Here is a 14,838-nt window from a genome sequence, read left to right on the forward strand (position 1 = left end):
CAGCGCTTGCGCTGGTCCAGGTCCAGGGGCGGATAGCCCCGGTGGGGCCTGGGGCAAAGCCCCAGCTCCGCGCCTAATGCAAGACCGCGTCCTCGCCCTCGTGCAGCTCGATGGCCGCGGCGCCGGGCAGGCGGCGCAAGGCGATGATCTCGCCGGGGGCGCAGCCGAGCGCCACGTCGGGCGAGCTCGACGTCAGGATCCACTGCACGCGCGGCAAGGCGCGGCGCAGGCGCGGGACGAGGGTGCGCAGGCGATGGGCGGGCTGCTCGATCTCGACGTCGTCGATGAGCACGACGCCCTCGGCTTCGCGCGGATCCCGGTCGGGGAAGGCGGCGGCGAGCGAGCGCACGGCGTGCGCGCCGAACGCGACGAGGTGGCGCAGGCTCCGGGGCAGGTCGTCGAACTCGATCAGGTGGTCGTCGGCGTCGCGGAAGAGGGGCTCGAGGCGCACGGGATCGACGCCGACGAACGCGCAGCCGTCCTCTTCGAGCAGGGCGCCGAGGACCCCGAAGAGGGCCGTCTCGAGGCGGGTCGCGGCGGCCGGCGCGTCGTCCGATTTGCGGCTCAGCGCGGCCGTGATGCAGGCGAAGGAGAGGACCTGCTTCGTCTCGCGGGCGATGTCGGTGCGGCTCGCGTCGTCGAAGCTCGTGGAGGTGCGGACGTCGTAGCGCAAGAGGGTGCGCTCGGGCGTCGTGAGGAGCACGGGCGTGCGCGAGAACCAGCGGGCGCCCGAGAGGGAGACCAGGACGAACCCCCGTTCGCCGGCGCGGCGGTCGAAGAGGGCCTGCTCGCGGCGGCGCAGCAGGGCCTCGTCGTCGCGCTCGTCGAGGCGCGCGTTCGGGCTCGCGACGCAGAGCGGGTGCGGCCGGGCAGGGTCGTCGTCGCCGAGCAGCCAGTCGGCGACGACGAACGGGGGCGCGTCACCGCGAGGCTCGGGGCGAAGGGCGCCGGCCGGTGACGCGGCGCTGCGCGCGTGGACGAGCTGCGCGACTGCGTGGCCTGGGCGGGTCGTGGCGATGGCGGCGAGCACCGCGGTCTTGCCCACGCCCTCGCCGCCGAAGATCACGCAGAGGCGCCGCGGAGAGCCATCCGGGTCGCAGAAGGGGAGCGTGATGTCGCCGAAGGGGCCGAGGCCGACGAGGCGGATGCGAGCAAGAAGCACGGTGGCGCCGTTTTACCACAAGGGCGCGGCCGAGGCGCGGCGCGCGCAGGCTTCCATGCGGGACATCCGGCTGCGCGTGCGCGACGGATCGCGGCGGTCGTCAGAAATGGCCGAACGCCGAAGCGCCGACCCCGGACGGGCCGATCCACGGGACGAACCCCGTGGAAGGCGCGGGCGCGCCTTTTTTCGGCGCCGTGACGATGCCGAAGATGGCCGCGCCGATCCCCGCCGCGCCGACGATGCTGCCGGCCACGGTGAGCCCGAGCGTGCGGTTCCACTTCGCCTGCAGGGCATCGGCTTGCGCGGGCGTGTAGCTGTCGTTGCAGGCGTTGTTCGGACAATCGCGGCTGACGGTCTTCTGCGCGTCGTTGAAGCTGATCCCGAAGCCGACGGCGACGCCCACGCCGACGAGCCCGACGCCGCCCGCGATCCACGTCCACACCGGGATTTGCCGGCCGCCTTCGCCGTCGGGCGAGGCCTCGTCCGGTTTGCCGAAGGGATCCACGACGTCGCCGCCGCCCGCCGAGGCCGGGCGCAACGCGATGTCGACGGTGCGGGTTTGTCCAGCCGTGGCCTGCACCTTCTCGGCCCGCTGGCCGAAGCCGGGGGCCGAGACGACGACGGTGTGCTCGCCCGGGTTGACCTTGTAGGGGAGCGACACGGCCGCTTGCGGGATGGTCTCGGCGTCGACCTTCACGGTGATCTCGGCGCCGGCGGGCGGGCCGCTCACGTTGATCACGAGCGAGGGGATCTTCGGTTCGAGGCTCTGCGCGAGCGCGTCGGCCTCGGTCATGGCCGTGGCGAAGGCGGCGTTGCCGGAGGCGTTGTCGAAGCGCGTCACCTCGAGGGCGACCTCACGCGCCTCGACGAGGTGGCCCATGGCCTGGTGCACCCGCGCGAGATCGAGGCCGGTCGAGGGCACGCCCATGATCGCGTGCGCGCCCTGGCAATCCTTGAGCGCCTCGGGGAGTTTGTTTGCGGCGAGTTTTTCGCGACAATCGACGAGCAGCTGCCGCGCCGTCTGCTTGGCGGCGGCGGAGGGCTGCTTTCCCTGGGCCTCTGCCGCTCCGGAGAGCGAGAGGCCGAGCGCGACGATCGTCGCTGTGGCACCGAGTCGAGCTTGCGTGTGGCGCATGGAAGCCGTGGTTCAGAAGCCGATGTTGTCCTTGCCGCCCTTGGGCGACTTGGTTGCGGCTTTCGTGGTCGTCGCGGGCGGAGGTGCGGTCGTCGTCGCGGGCGCGGACGCCGTGTTGCGGGTCGTGAGTTTGCCCGTGGCCGTCGTCGCGGGCGCCGCCGGTTCGGCGAGCGCGCTTGCGGTCGGCGGAGGCGCCGGGGCGACGACGGGCGTGGGGGAGGGGGAAGGCGCGGGCGTCGCGGCTGCGGCTGCCGTCGAGGCCTCGACGGGCGCGGCGGAGACGGGCGCGGCGTCGTCGCCTCGCCCGACGGCGAGGAACACGCCCACGGCGCCGAGGACGACCACGCCGACGCCGGCCGCGATGAGCGCGGGCTTCTTGCCGCCGCCCGCGCGCGCAGCGGTGGTCGAGGTCCCGATGAGCGTCTGTGGCGCGCTCGCGGGGCCTTGCGGCGCGCTGTACGGCGGCGTGTACGGCGAGGAGACGTAGCCGCTCGGGGAGAGCGGGGCCGGCGTCAGGGCCATCGGCCCGCCCGAATAGGGCGCGGGCGTCGGCCCACCCGAGTAGGGCGCGGGCGTCGGCTCGGGGTGCGTGTGGAGCGACCCGCGGGCGACGCCGCCCGTCACCGCGTAGGGCGACGGCGCGCCAAGGATGGCTTGTTCGAGCGCCTCGGCCATCTCCTTCGCGCTGGCGTAGCGCTCGGCCGGATCGCGCCGGAGCGTACGCTGGAACCAGGCGTCGACGGCGGGCGGCACGTCGGGCCGGAGCGCGCTCGGGAGGTGGAAAGCGCCCGTGTGCACGGCGACCGAGAGCGAGCCGACGGTCTCGCCGTGGAAGGGCACGCGGCCGGTGATCGCGTGGTAGGCGACGACCGCGATGGACCAGAGATCCGAGCGATGATCGACGCGCCGCGCGCTGAGGAGCTGCTCGGGGCTCATGTAGAGCGGCGTGCCCATCATCGAGCCCGTGGTCGTGGCGCCGAGCGAGCCGTCCGGGCCCATCTTGGCGATGCCGAAATCGAGCAGCTTGACGAAGGTCTCGCCGTCGAGGTTGCAGAGGAAGATGTTGTCCGGCTTGATGTCGCGGTGGACGATGCTGAGGGCGTGCGCGCGGGCGAGCGCCTTCGAGGCCTGCGACACGACGAGCGCGACGTCCTTGAGCGGCAGCGGCCCTTCCCGGCGGATGCGGCGCTTCAGGTCCTCGCCTTCGAGCAGCTCCATCACGATGTACGGCGTGCCGTCGACGGTGAAGCCGTGATCGAAGACCTGCGCGACGTGCGGGCTCTTGATCTGCGCCGCGGCCATTGCCTCCGTGCGGAACCGCTGCACGAGCGACGCGTTCTCGACGTACGTCGGCGACATGAACTTGACGGCGACCTGGGTCCCGAGCGCGAGGTGGTCGGCGATCCACACGCTGCCCATGCCGCCTTTTCCGAGGAGGCGCTGGAGCCGAAGCGTCGGCGTGATTTGCTGGCCTTCCTGCATCCGCGCGAGCCTTTCCGCACGACCCGCCCCGGCCCCGCCGAAGCGCGCGTGGGCGACTCGGTCGGAAGGTACACGATTTCGGAGGGGGATCGTAGCTTCCTGCCAGAATCCAGCGACGCCGCGAGGCTTTGCTTCTAGCGGCCTTTTTCACCGACGGGGCGAAGCGGACCGGGTTCGCCCTCGGCGAGGGTTTCGTGCTCGCGCTCCTGCGTGAGGCCGCGGCTCGACGAGAGTTTCGTCTCCTCGTGAGGGTTCTCGGCGCGAACGACCGAATCGGCGTGGGCACGCTCGGGCCGGGCCTCGCTGAGCGGCTTTGCGCTGCCGGGGCGGCCGGTGGCGAAAGAGTGTCCCTTTCCAGGCTCGGGCTCGGGGGGCCGGCGGAGGTGGACGGGCGGCGAGGGCAGGGGCTCGCGCGGCGCGAGGAGGCCGTCGAGCTCGGGCTCGAGGTGGCGGCGCAAGCGGAGGCGGGTCGTCTCGGGCAACCGATCGCCGAGGACGCCGAGGACGAGCCGGGTGTGCTCGATGGCGAAGCCGAGCGGCGCGCCCTCGCGCTCGGCGACGCGGCGGTAGAGCGCGTCCTCGGAGAGGTTGCCGAAATGCGGGCCAGCGAGGATCCAGGCCGCGAGCGGCGCGGGGAGCGCGTGCGCGAGGGCGCGGGCCTCGTCGGGCACGAGCGCCTCGGCGAATGCCCGGAAGACCGCCTCGGCGAGCGTCCGCGCGAGCGACGTTTCTCCAAGTCCTCCACGCCACGCGACCTCGTCCAGGAAGGATGACTCGTCCATGCCCGCTCCTTTGCGCCGAGGGGCATGCGAGGCCCGCGCCACGCGCCGCGCGCGGCCGAGGGAAGCGCGCGCTTGCGTCGCGGGGCGATCGGTGCGTCCTTGCGATGCATGGCGGAAGTCGTCACCAAGCACGCGGCGGGCGGCCCGCGCTGCGTCTTCGTCACGGATCCTCGCTCCGGCCTGCGCGCGATCGTGGCCCTCGACGACACGACGCTCGGGCCCGCCGTGGGCGGCGTACGCACGATGCGCTACGCCTCGGCCGACGCGGCGCTCACCGACGTGCGCGCGCTCGCGCGGGCCATGACGCGGAAGTGCTCGCTCGCCGGGCTCGACGCGGGCGGCGGGAAGGCGGTCGTGCTCCTCGCGGACGGCCTCGATCGGAAGGCCGCGTTCGCGCGGCTCGGGCAGGTGGTCGAAGAGCTCGGCGGCGTGTTCCGTACGGCCGGTGATCTCGGGACGACGGCCGCCGATCTCGCGGTGATGGCCGAGCACACGCGGTACGTGCACACCGACGAACGAGGCCTCGCGGCGGCGGTGGCGCGTGGTCTTCTGCGGTGCATCGAGGCGTGCGCGTCCGCGCGAGGCGTGCCCGTGGAAGGGCTCTCGGTGGCGGTGCAGGGCGCGGGCGCGATCGGCGCGAGCGCGGCCGTGGTGCTCGCCGAGGCGGGCCTGCGGATCGTCCTCGCGGACGTGGACACGCGCCGCGCCGAGGAGGTCGCTCGTGGGATTGCCGGCGCGCGCGTCACGTCGGCGGAGCGCGTACTCGTCGAGGACGTCGACATCGTCGCGCCGTGCGCCGTGGGCGGTGTCGTGACGGCCGAGGTCGTCCGCGCGATGCGCGCCTGGGCCGTGTGCGGCGCGGCGAACAACGCGCTCGCGTCGCCCGAGATTGCGCGCTTGCTCGCGGCGCGCGGCGTCCTTCACGTGCCGGATCCGATCGCGTCGGCGGGCGCGGTGATCGACGGGATCGGCCTCTCCGTGATGGGCCTCGCGGACCGCACGCCGCTCATCGATCGGCTCGGCGAGACGGCGCGGCTCGTGCTCGACGAGGCGAAGGCGACCGGGCGGACGCCGATGGACGTGGCCGAGGCGCGCGCGCTCGCGCGGATCGCGGCGGCGCGGCGTCAGCTCAGAACCACTGATTGACGAGCTCCGCGGCGGCGATCGCGGCCGCGACGAACATGCTCATGCGTGCCGTTCGTTGCACCACGTAGGGGCGCGCCCAGAGGGGCGGCGGCTCGGGGAGCGCCTCGAAATGCTCGCCCCAGAGCACGCGCCTCACCTCGGGCGCGCTGCGGTAGTTCGCCTGCGCTTCAGGCGGCGGCATCTCGCGCGAGGCGCGCACCGTCACGAGCAACGCGCGCGAACCGGACGCGCGCTGGGCTGCTTCGAGCGACGCGCGCGCCGGGCCCGAGAGGGCGAGCTGCGTGGGGTGCCCGTCCGGCGTGTCCTCCTCGAGCCTCACGCTCGTCTCGGTGGTCGAGAGGACCCGCGCGCGGACGAGCCCCTCCTCGCGCGCGCCCGACGTGATCTCCTCGAGCCGCACCGTGTCCGGCAGAGCGTCCTTCGCCGCAGCGGGCATCGTGCGCTTCACGAGGTGCGCGGCGAAGAGCTGCAGACCGATCCAGAGCAGCGCGACGACCACGCTCTGCCCCATGTTCACGTAGGCGAACGCGCGCGCGCCGAGCCCGTTCACGCCGGCGAACGTGTACAGACCGAGCCCGTTGATCAGCGCGAGGGCGGCCGTGCCGACCGCGTTCATCCCGAGCCCGAGGAGAATGCCCACGGCGTTGATGCCGATCGCGATCGGCCCGACGGCCACGCTCGCGCCGATCGCCACGACGCCGATCGCGACGTTGCCGATCGCGATGAAGCCGACCGCGACGTTTCCGAACGCGATGAGCCGAGGGCGTGCGTCCTGCAATGGGCCCAGCCGCGGATCCCGGACCATCGGGAGAAAGGCTAGGCGACGAGGCGCCGGCCGGTCAACGAGGGCCTCGAAGGTGGCCCCGAGGAATCTACAAAGCCCGAAATTTTCCTGGAACGGCCGCCGTCCGCCCGCGGGGCCCTGCGCATCTGCCGCGCACCCCCCTGCGGATCCTCTGCCGCATGCGGAGCACGTGTCGCACGCCTGCGTACCGTCCGACGCACCTCTCGCCGGTGCCGAGGCCGCTCCGATCCGCCGTCTCGTGCTTCGGGACCGCCCAGATTGTTCGCCTTCTCGACGGCGCCCCGACGCGACCGCGTCACGAGCCGCGAAAAACCATTTGCGCGCGCCGCGTCATTTCGCAGCGAAATCGCGTCGTGAACGTTTGTCCGCGCTCGGTACGCCGTTTGCCCATGGCGCCCAGCATGCCCGCCCGCGTGATCCTCCCTCGATTCCTCGCCTTGCCGTTTCTCGCGACGCTCGCCCTCGCGTCGTCCGGTTGCAGCCTCTTCGATCTGCTCGAGCCCGAGACCACCCTCGCCGACCTCGACCCGGCCCGCGCGCGGGTTGAAGTGGAGCTCGGCGAGTCGCCGCGTGTCTCGCTCGCGCTCGTGGCCAAGGAGGGGACGTGCGAGGCGATCACGGACGACATCGAGGCCAAGGTGGACGATCGGCCGATGGATCTCTTCATCCGCGGCGGCGAGACGCCGACGAAGGACGGCTGGGTCTGCGGCGCTCCCACCTTCCGCAAGGCCCTCGCCGAAGAGAACCTCGGCGAAGGCAAGACGCACTTCGAGGTCTCGGACGACACGGCGCGCATCGCGCTCGACTTCGAGGACCTGCTCGCCCCGCGCTCTCTCACCCCGAACCACCCCCAGAACAAGATCGATCCCGGCGTCGACCTCTCGCTCGCGTGGTCCGCGCCGGGCGACGAGCTCGACGAGGAGAAGCTCGACGTCGTGTTCACGTACGACGACGAGACGCTCGAATTGCCGGCGCCGCCCGAGGTGAGCGTCGTGGACGGGGAGATCGTCGTCCGCATCCCTCAGACCTCGCCGGCGGGCCCCGCGACGCTGCGCGTGGACGCCGAGGTCCACGTGGCCGCCACGTCCTGCGAGGGCACGCCGAGCTGCGAGGCCACCGTAAAAGTCTCGCCGACGGTCGCACTCGAAGTGACGAACGGCACGGTCCCCTGAAGCGAGCGAGCAGCGCTCCCCATGCGCGGCGCGGGGCGGTAGACTCGCCGCGTGATGGGTGATGTGTCGTTGACGGATGCGAAGGTCCTCGTGACCGGAGCGAGCGGGTTCATCGGAGGACGCCTGGCCGAGCGCCTCGCGTCCGAGGACAAGGCGAGCGTCGTCGGGGCCGGGCGATCCTTCTCGGAGGAGGCGCGGCTTCGCGACGCGGGCGTGACGATCCACCGGGCCGACGTGCGCGACGAGGGCGCGATGGCGCGGCTCTGCGAGGGCAAGCGCGTGGTCTTTCACCTCGCCGCGTGGCTCGAACGCGGCAAGGGCGGCGAGGCGGACGCGTACGCGGTCAACGTGGACGCGACGCGCGCGCTCGTCGCGGCTGCGGCGCGCGCGGGGTGCGAGCGGTTCGTCCTCGTGAGTACGATCTCGGTGTACGGGCTCCCGTCGACGGATCACGTCGACGAGTCGGTGCCGATCGATGTCGCGCAGGTGGATCTCTACGGCCGCACGAAGGCGCTCGGCGAGGAGGCGGCGCGCGAGGAGGCAGCGAAGGCGAACCTCGCGCTCTCGATCGTGCGGCCGGCGATGGTGTACGGGCCGCGATCCGGCGGGTGGACGGTGGGCATGCTGCGGCTCGTGCAGAAGGGCGTGCCGGTGATCTTCGGCGACGGCCAGGGCCACGCGTATCCCGTCTACGTGGACGACGTCGTCGACATGGTGCGCCTCGCCGCGACGCGGCCCGAGGCGGCGGGCGAGGCGTTCAACGCGAGCGACGCGGCAGTCTCGTGGGAGCGTTTTTTCGGCTTCTACGGCGCGATGAGCGGGAGGCGCCCGCGCCGCGTGCCCATGCCCATCGCGCGCGTGATCGCCCGCGCGAACGAGCTCTTCAAGCTCGGCATCCCGCTCACGGTGGAGCGGCTCGATCGCTACGTGCGCAAGCTCCGCTATCCGTCGACGAAGGCCGAGCGGCTGCTCGGCTGGCAGGTGCGCGTGTCGCTCGACGAGGGCATGCGGCGGAGCGAGGCGTGGCTCCGCGAGACGGGAAAACTCGTTCGGTAAGACAAACGCTGCCGGACGACGACGCTCTCCGATGATCGGGAGGCAGAGGGGCGAGGCTACGCCTGCTCTTTTCGCAGGATGAGGACGCCGCGGGAGCGGTCGGAGGCGGAGTCCTTGTCGACACAGGCCTTGTACATCCGCTCGACGGGGCACTTCCAGAAGCGGGTGTACTTGCGGGGATTGACGTCGCCCACGGTGAGCTCGCCGGTGTCCGTGTCGTAGTCCGCCAGGAGCGCGAAGTGACCGCCGCCGAGCGCGGTGCCGTGCGCGATGTTGACGTTGAAGTTGAGCAGGTGGATGTCCTGCGGATCGGAGGCGGCGCGGGCCATCTCTTCCTTGAACCACGCGAGCGTCGCCTCGGGCCGGTCGAAGTGCACCACCCGCACCGAGACGGGCAGCTTGCTGCTCCGCATCAGCCGCAGCGCCGTGTCGTAGGTCTCGGCGAGCGTCATTCCGTCGTCGAGGACCGACGAGACCGGCAGCCGCGTGGCGTAGAAGATGTCATCGATTGCCGTGGGGAAGCCGAGCACGGTGAGCCCGTAGGCCAGCGCCGTGACGTTGCAACAGCGGATCGGCTGCTGGAACTCGACCATGCTGATGCGCTCAAGATCCTTCGACATTCTCGGCGAAACGCTCATTCCCAGTCTCCTATCACGAAATGCTCTCGTCGATCGGGTCGTCGCGCACGGATTCGAAGGCGCCGCGTCCGGACCGCGTGGAGCGCCGCGCGACGCCGCGGCTCAGCGCTTGAGGCGCAGCTCGTCCCAGGCCCAGCGGGCGCCGGGCTCGGCGTTGCGCATGCCGATCTCGGACTCGCATCCAACGGAATCGCGGGTCGGGAAGACGCGCTCGGCGATGACAATGCCCGAGCGGCGCTCGTAGAGCCTGGCGCGCAGGTCGGAGATGGAGACGGTGCTGCCATCGGGACAGTTCGCTTTGTGCGAGGCGTCATCTGCCACGAGCACCCAGTCGACGTCCCGGATCGTCTCGGCGACGCCGCGGAGGCGCGGAGATGCGGCGCCGCCGACGACCCACATCGAGCGCGGCTTCCCGGCCGCCTTGGAAGTGTCCCCCGGCAGCGCGACCGGGCCCTTGGCGGCGCCGCGCAGGACCTCCTCGACGCGCATGCGCAACGTCATGCCCCCGATCCGCAACGTCCCCTGTGCGCGGCCGCCATCGCGGAAACGGATCTCGAGCGGCACGTCGACGTAGAATCGATCGTCGGCGACCTCCGCGAGGTGACCGTCGAGCATCGGAAGGAGGGCCTCCGTCGGTACCGGGATCGCGTCTTCCACCTTCGCCACCTGGCCAGCGAGCGAGACGCTCTCGACGTCGTCGGCCTTGCGACCGAGGAGCCGACTGGTCAGCCCTTCGAGCTCGAACTGGCAGGTGTGCGGCGCTGGGCATTGCCCATCCTTCAGAGGCAGCGGAGCAGGGTCGGGCGGAGGCTGCGGAGCAGGCGCAGGCGGCGGCTCGGCCGAGCTCGATGGCTGCGCCGCGACAGCGACCTCCACGCCACTCGCACCGCCCGAGGGCGACGCGCCGCACCCCGCCGCAGCGAGGAGGACGGTCGAAACGAGGATGCCGTGGAAGGTGGACGTTGACGTCGGGCGCATGGCGCCCTTCTACATCGCCCCAGCCTGCATCCAGGGCGAAAGAACCAGAATTTCCGCATCCTTCGAGGCGCAGCACGCTTCCCGTGCGGCGGTTGGTCGTGTCCTTCCACACGGCGCGGAGCCCCGTTTCCCGCTTTGGAGCTCTTCGTCTTCCCGCTTGAGCGCAATGCTCTTGACCGTCGGACAAACCTGTGCATTCAAGCGCCGACGCGCATCGGGCGCGTGAAGGGCGCAGAACCGCAGCACATGAGGCCTGTGCCTGCGTGAGCGCCACCGCCCGCCAGCGGATCGTGCCCGAGCATTGGGGACAAACCAATGCCTGGCGTCTTCAACGTCGCATCGGTTCGATGCGGAGATCGCAACTTAAAGATATTTAATTGTCCACTTCGGCGCGGCGCAGAAAGCGAATGTCCCCACTGGTATGCCGGTTGCTTCGTATGCCCTCCATGCGTACGCTATCGTGGTTCGTAGGTGGGTTATTGGCTTTGGTGTTGTTCGCCGCTTGCGGCGGAGACGAATGCAAGCCATTGGACGAGAGGTGCAACGGATCGCAATTCCAGAGGTGCATCGGCGAGAAGACCTGGAGCATCATGCCGGGGACGCGGCCCGTCTACGTATGGGAGGACGCGCAATGCACCGGCCTGTGCGTGGAAATAGGCGGACAGGCCGTCTGCGAGCCGCAGCCAGACAGCCGTTGTCCTTCGTGCAAGGGAGACTGCGAGCACGGCGCCGCCTTGTGCGTCGGAAACTCGGCACTCGCCTGCGACGCGAAAGGGCGTTTGCTCCGCGAGAGCGTATGCGACGTCGCATGCGCAGTCGGCGTGTCAGCGACCACGAAAGAACCCATCGCCCTGTGCGCCCTCTCATCCGACCCAGAGCCCGCCTGCGAAGGCCGCGACAGCACCGGCGGCGTAGCCTGCGTCAACGGGCAAATGACAAGCTGCGAAGCCGGATTTGCAATCGAACGTCTCACACAGAACAACGGAGCTTGTGACCCTTCAGAATTCTGCGTCGAAACGAAGACCACCGCCCTATGTGCCCTCGAGCCCTCGCCCAACCCAAACTGCCTGGGCGTAGAAGACTTCGGCCACGTATGCGTCGACAGCACCACCCTCTGGTGCCGCGGAGGCTTCATCGTCGACCGCGGCCCCGCTTGCTAGCGTACCAGCGTTTCGCTGGAGCGCTTCGCTGGGGCTTTGCCCCAGGCCCCACCGGGGCTATCCGCCCCTGGACCCGGACCAGCGCAAGCGCTGGACCCGGGGTCGATGAACTGCGCAATGCGCAGTTCATCGAACAGGCCGAGTCAAGACTGGCAACGATCCTGTCAGTCAAAACGGCAGCGCTGACGGTTCAACTGGCGACGCGGTCCCACCGGTCTGTGGGAAGAACTGCGCATCGCGCAGTTCTTCCCCAAACGGTCCAGGGCTGGCTCTGCAAAGAGGGGGCGGACAGCTTAAAAAACTTTCCCCGCATCGACTGCGCTTCGCGCAGTCGATGCCCAGAGGTCCAGGGCTGGCTCTGCAAAGATGGGGCGGACAGCTTAAAAAACTCTCCCCGCATCGACTGCGCTTCGCGCAGTCGATGCCCAGAGGTCCAGGGCTGGCCCTGGTTCGGGTCGAGGGGCGAACAGCCCCCGCGGGGCCCGGGGCAGCGCCCCGGCGCGGCGCCTTGCGAAGGTACCGATCAGCTCGCCATGAGGGAGCGCAACCGCGGGAATGCCGCCTGGATGTCGTCCATCGACACGGCTCCCACGCTCAGGCGGAACCAGCCGTTCTCCTCGCGCAGCCCGAACGCCTGGAAGGGCACGACGGCGAGACCTGCTTCTTCCAGCAGCACCTTGCGGATCTCGTCGTTCGTCTGGATCGTACGGCCTCGGATCGTCTTGCCGATCCAGTCGAAGCGCGCGGACAGGTAGATGGCCCCTTGCGGCGCGATCGCGTCGACGGGCAATCCTTCGCGTTTCATCGCGGAGAACCCGGCGAAGAGCGCGTCGAGCCGCTCCTTCACCTTTGCCTTTGCGCCGGAGAGGAACGCGTGCATCGCGTCGGGCGCGTCGAGCAGCGCGGCCGTCGCGACTTGCTCGGCCTTCGGCGCCCAGGCGCCCACGTGTCCGAGGATGTCGGCCATGCGCCGGCGCACTGCGGGTGGCATGAAGCCCCAGCCGACGCGCATGCCTGTTGCGCAGAAGGACTTCGACAGCGCGTCGAGCAAGAGCGTGTAGGGCGCGACCTCGGGCACGAGCGAGACGGGCGTCTCGTGGCGCGCCTCGCCGTGCGTGAGCATCCAGTAGACCTGGTCGTACACGAGGAACACCGGGCGCAGACCCTCGGCTTCGCGGCGGCGGTTCTCGCTGAGCACGAGCTCGGCGATGCGCTGCAGCTCGTCGCGCGAGATGACCGTGCCGGTCGGGTTCAGGGGCGAGTTCACGAGCAGCAGCCGCGCCGAGCTGATGTGGGGCCGGAAATCGTCGGCGGTCGGGAAGAAGTTCGACGCGGCCGAGACGGGGATCTCCACGGCTTTCGCGCCGGAGAGGTAGGCGTAGTGGTTGTTGTTCCAGGACGGCACGGGGTAGACGGCTACGTCGCCGGGATCGATGAGCGTGCGGTAGGCGCCGTAGAGCAGCGGGCGGGCGCCGCCGGCGACGAGCACGGACTCGAGCGGGTACTTGAGGCCGAGCTCGCGTTCGTAGAAGCGTACGAGCGCTTCGCGCAGGACGAGCACGCCGTCGGAGGGCGGGTAGTTCGTGTGGCCCTCGGCGAGCGCGGCGCGCGTGCCTTCGCAGAGCTCGGTGGGGATGGGGAAGTAGGCCGGATCGAAGTCGCCGACGGTGAGGTTGCAGATCTGGGCGCCTTTGGCCTTCATGGCCCGGATCTCGCCGGCGATCTTCAGGATCTCGGAGCCGATGACGCCGCGCGCGAGCGCGGAGAGGCCGGCGTCACCGACCTCGAGCGGAGGAAATTCGAGGGCCGTTACCATGGGAGAGGCGCGGAGCATACTCGCAGATCCGAGGCTGGGGAACGGCAGATTGCGCGCACTTTTTTCGTGCGAATCCGTCCGGGGCAGGGAACGGAGGCAGGTGCGCGAGCGGACGCGGGGGATCGGCCGGTGAAGGATGTTGTTGCTCGGCGTCACCGGAGAGGCCGCGCGACGAGGTCCTCGGCTAGCTTTCGTAGCGCCGCTTCCCGTGGGTGCCCCTCGCGCCAGACGAGCCGGAACCAGTCGCTCGGTAGCTTCGCCTTCGGCAAGATCGGTACGAGCCGGCCCCGCCGCAGATCACTCGCCACGAAGTAGTGCGGCAGCACGGCGACGCCCGCTCCTGCGAGGGCGCGCAGGCGCACGGCGCCTATCGTGCCGAGAACCTCCACGCGCCGAAAAGCCCAGTCCTCGCTTCCCGGGCGTGTGTCCAGGAAGTAGCGGAAGAGCGGCAGGTCGCGTTGCGCGTCGAGCAGCGTGTGCGCGGCGCAATCTTCTCGATCCGCGAGGGGGCGACGCGCGAGGAGCTGCCGTTGCCCCACGAAGACGTACCGCTCCTCGTGCAGGCGCGCGTACGAAAAACCTGCGTCCGAGAGCCGCGCGCTCGAGACGAACGCGTCGATCACGTCGCGCTGCGCCTGCCGGACGAGGTCCGGCGTGTCTCCGAAGGAAAGGTGAAGCCTGCGCTCGGGGCGCGCCGCCGTGAGCGCGTCGAGCGCTGGGACGAGCCAGCTCAGGCCGAGCTCGAAGCGCGTGCCGATCGTGAGCTCGTAGGGCATCGGCGCGCCGTCTTCGCGGAGCACGACCTCGCCGCACCGCCGGGCCTGATCGAGGCAACGTTGCGCCTCCGGCACGAGGCGTTCGCCTGCGGCGGTGAGCGCGACGCGGCGGGTCGTGCGGTCGAACAGGGGCGCGCCGAGCGTGTCCTCGAGGCGCTGGATGCGATCGCTGAACGCCGCGGGTGATAACGCGACGGCGCGCGCCGCCACGCGGAAGTTCAGGTGTCGCGCCGCGGCCAGGAAGCAACGGAGCGATTCGAGGTCGGGGAGGGAGGCGCCGGTGTGGAGGGGAGCGGTGTCGATCATCGTTCGGTGAACCCGAACGATACAGTATCAAATATTCTGATTCACAGGACGTTCGGCGAAGCGCAACCTGTGAAGTGCCAGCGGGGAGCCGTGCGGCGCACGGTCTTCCGTCTGGAATCCGGTCTTCCTTCACGTGAGGTGATGCAATGAACATCGAAAAACTGTTCAATGTCCTGGTCCTGGGAGGCGCGGCGCTCGGTCTCGCTGCGTGCAACCACGCGAGCGACGGGGGGAACGGCGGCGACGGCGGCGCGGCGGGCGCGAATGGCGGGAATGGCGGGAATGGAGCGGGCGATGAGGGCGGCGCGGGCGCGACGTCCGGCGGCGGCGAAGGCGGCGCGGGCGCGACGTCGGGCAGCGGCGGCGCGGGCGGCGAAGGCGCGACGTCGGGCAGCGGCGGCACGGGCGGCGCGAGCAGCCTCGA

At 70.7% G+C, this 14,838-nt stretch carries 13 protein-coding genes; 4 read left to right on the forward strand and 9 right to left on the reverse strand.

The genetic code is table 11. From position 1 onward, the window contains the following. Positions 1 to 73: 73 nt before the first annotated feature. The 4 genes from QHF85_RS41490 to QHF85_RS41505 form a co-directional block, all read right to left on the reverse strand. On the reverse strand, positions 74 to 1,162 hold the full coding sequence (locus tag QHF85_RS41490; RefSeq protein WP_281332984.1) for a hypothetical protein: 1,089 nt from the start codon (positions 1,160 to 1,162) through the stop codon (positions 74 to 76). A gap of 100 nt (positions 1,163 to 1,262) precedes the next feature. Then, on the reverse strand, positions 1,263 to 2,297 hold the full coding sequence (locus QHF85_RS41495; protein ID WP_281332985.1) for a PEGA domain-containing protein: 1,035 nt from the start codon (positions 2,295 to 2,297) through the stop codon (positions 1,263 to 1,265). Between the two features lie 12 nt (positions 2,298 to 2,309). After that, on the reverse strand, positions 2,310 to 3,779 hold the full coding sequence (locus tag QHF85_RS41500) for a serine/threonine-protein kinase (protein WP_281332986.1): 1,470 nt from the start codon (positions 3,777 to 3,779) through the stop codon (positions 2,310 to 2,312). A 134-nt stretch (positions 3,780 to 3,913) separates the two neighbouring features. Next, positions 3,914 to 4,561 (reverse strand): DUF2267 domain-containing protein, encoded by a 648-nt coding sequence (locus tag QHF85_RS41505; protein ID WP_281332987.1) that lies wholly within the window; start codon positions 4,559 to 4,561, stop codon positions 3,914 to 3,916. 108 nt (positions 4,562 to 4,669) lie between these two features. On the opposite strand from QHF85_RS41505, the gene QHF85_RS41510 reads away from it, so the two are divergent. Next, on the forward strand, positions 4,670 to 5,707 hold the full coding sequence (locus QHF85_RS41510) for a Glu/Leu/Phe/Val dehydrogenase dimerization domain-containing protein (RefSeq protein WP_281332988.1): 1,038 nt from the start codon (positions 4,670 to 4,672) through the stop codon (positions 5,705 to 5,707). Here the strand turns inward: QHF85_RS41510 and QHF85_RS41515 are convergent. Further along, positions 5,691 to 6,512, reverse strand: coding sequence for a hypothetical protein (locus QHF85_RS41515; RefSeq protein WP_281332989.1), 822 nt, complete (start codon positions 6,510 to 6,512; stop codon positions 5,691 to 5,693). The genes QHF85_RS41510 and QHF85_RS41515 overlap by 17 nt on opposite strands. A gap of 413 nt (positions 6,513 to 6,925) precedes the next feature. Here QHF85_RS41515 and QHF85_RS41520 point away from each other — a divergent pair, with 413 nt between their 5' ends. Further along, entirely contained in the window at positions 6,926 to 7,684 is a 759-nt protein-coding gene (locus QHF85_RS41520) for a hypothetical protein (RefSeq protein WP_281332990.1), read from the forward strand. A gap of 54 nt (positions 7,685 to 7,738) precedes the next feature. Further along, positions 7,739 to 8,740 (forward strand): NAD-dependent epimerase/dehydratase family protein, encoded by a 1,002-nt coding sequence (locus tag QHF85_RS41525; protein ID WP_281332991.1) that lies wholly within the window; start codon positions 7,739 to 7,741, stop codon positions 8,738 to 8,740. A 56-nt stretch (positions 8,741 to 8,796) separates the two neighbouring features. Here QHF85_RS41525 and QHF85_RS41530 read toward each other — a convergent pair whose 3' ends face one another. The 4 genes from QHF85_RS41530 to QHF85_RS41545 all read right to left on the reverse strand — a co-directional run bounded on the left by QHF85_RS41530 (position 8,797) and on the right by QHF85_RS41545 (position 14,414). Continuing rightward, positions 8,797 to 9,360, reverse strand: coding sequence for a phytochelatin synthase family protein (locus QHF85_RS41530; RefSeq protein ID WP_281332992.1), 564 nt, complete (start codon positions 9,358 to 9,360; stop codon positions 8,797 to 8,799). Between the two features lie 120 nt (positions 9,361 to 9,480). Further along, positions 9,481 to 10,356 carry a hypothetical protein gene (locus tag QHF85_RS41535; protein ID WP_281332993.1) on the reverse strand — a complete coding sequence of 292 codons (876 nt, stop codon included), beginning with the start codon at positions 10,354 to 10,356 and terminating at the stop codon, positions 9,481 to 9,483. Positions 10,357 to 12,039: 1,683 nt separating this feature from the next. Next, on the reverse strand, positions 12,040 to 13,350 hold the full coding sequence (locus QHF85_RS41540) for an aminotransferase class I/II-fold pyridoxal phosphate-dependent enzyme (RefSeq protein ID WP_281332994.1): 1,311 nt from the start codon (positions 13,348 to 13,350) through the stop codon (positions 12,040 to 12,042). Between the two features lie 134 nt (positions 13,351 to 13,484). Next, entirely contained in the window at positions 13,485 to 14,414 is a 930-nt protein-coding gene (locus QHF85_RS41545; RefSeq protein WP_281332995.1) for a LysR family transcriptional regulator, read from the reverse strand. A gap of 146 nt (positions 14,415 to 14,560) precedes the next feature. On the opposite strand from QHF85_RS41545, the gene QHF85_RS41550 reads away from it, so the two are divergent. Further along, positions 14,561 to 14,838 (forward strand): hypothetical protein (locus QHF85_RS41550; RefSeq protein ID WP_281332996.1); only part of this gene is annotated, 278 nt, incomplete at its 3' end.

Origin of the sequence: Polyangium sp. 6x1 (assembly GCF_029946515.1) — a bacterium.
Lineage (GTDB): Bacteria > Myxococcota_A > Polyangia > Polyangiales > Polyangiaceae > Polyangium.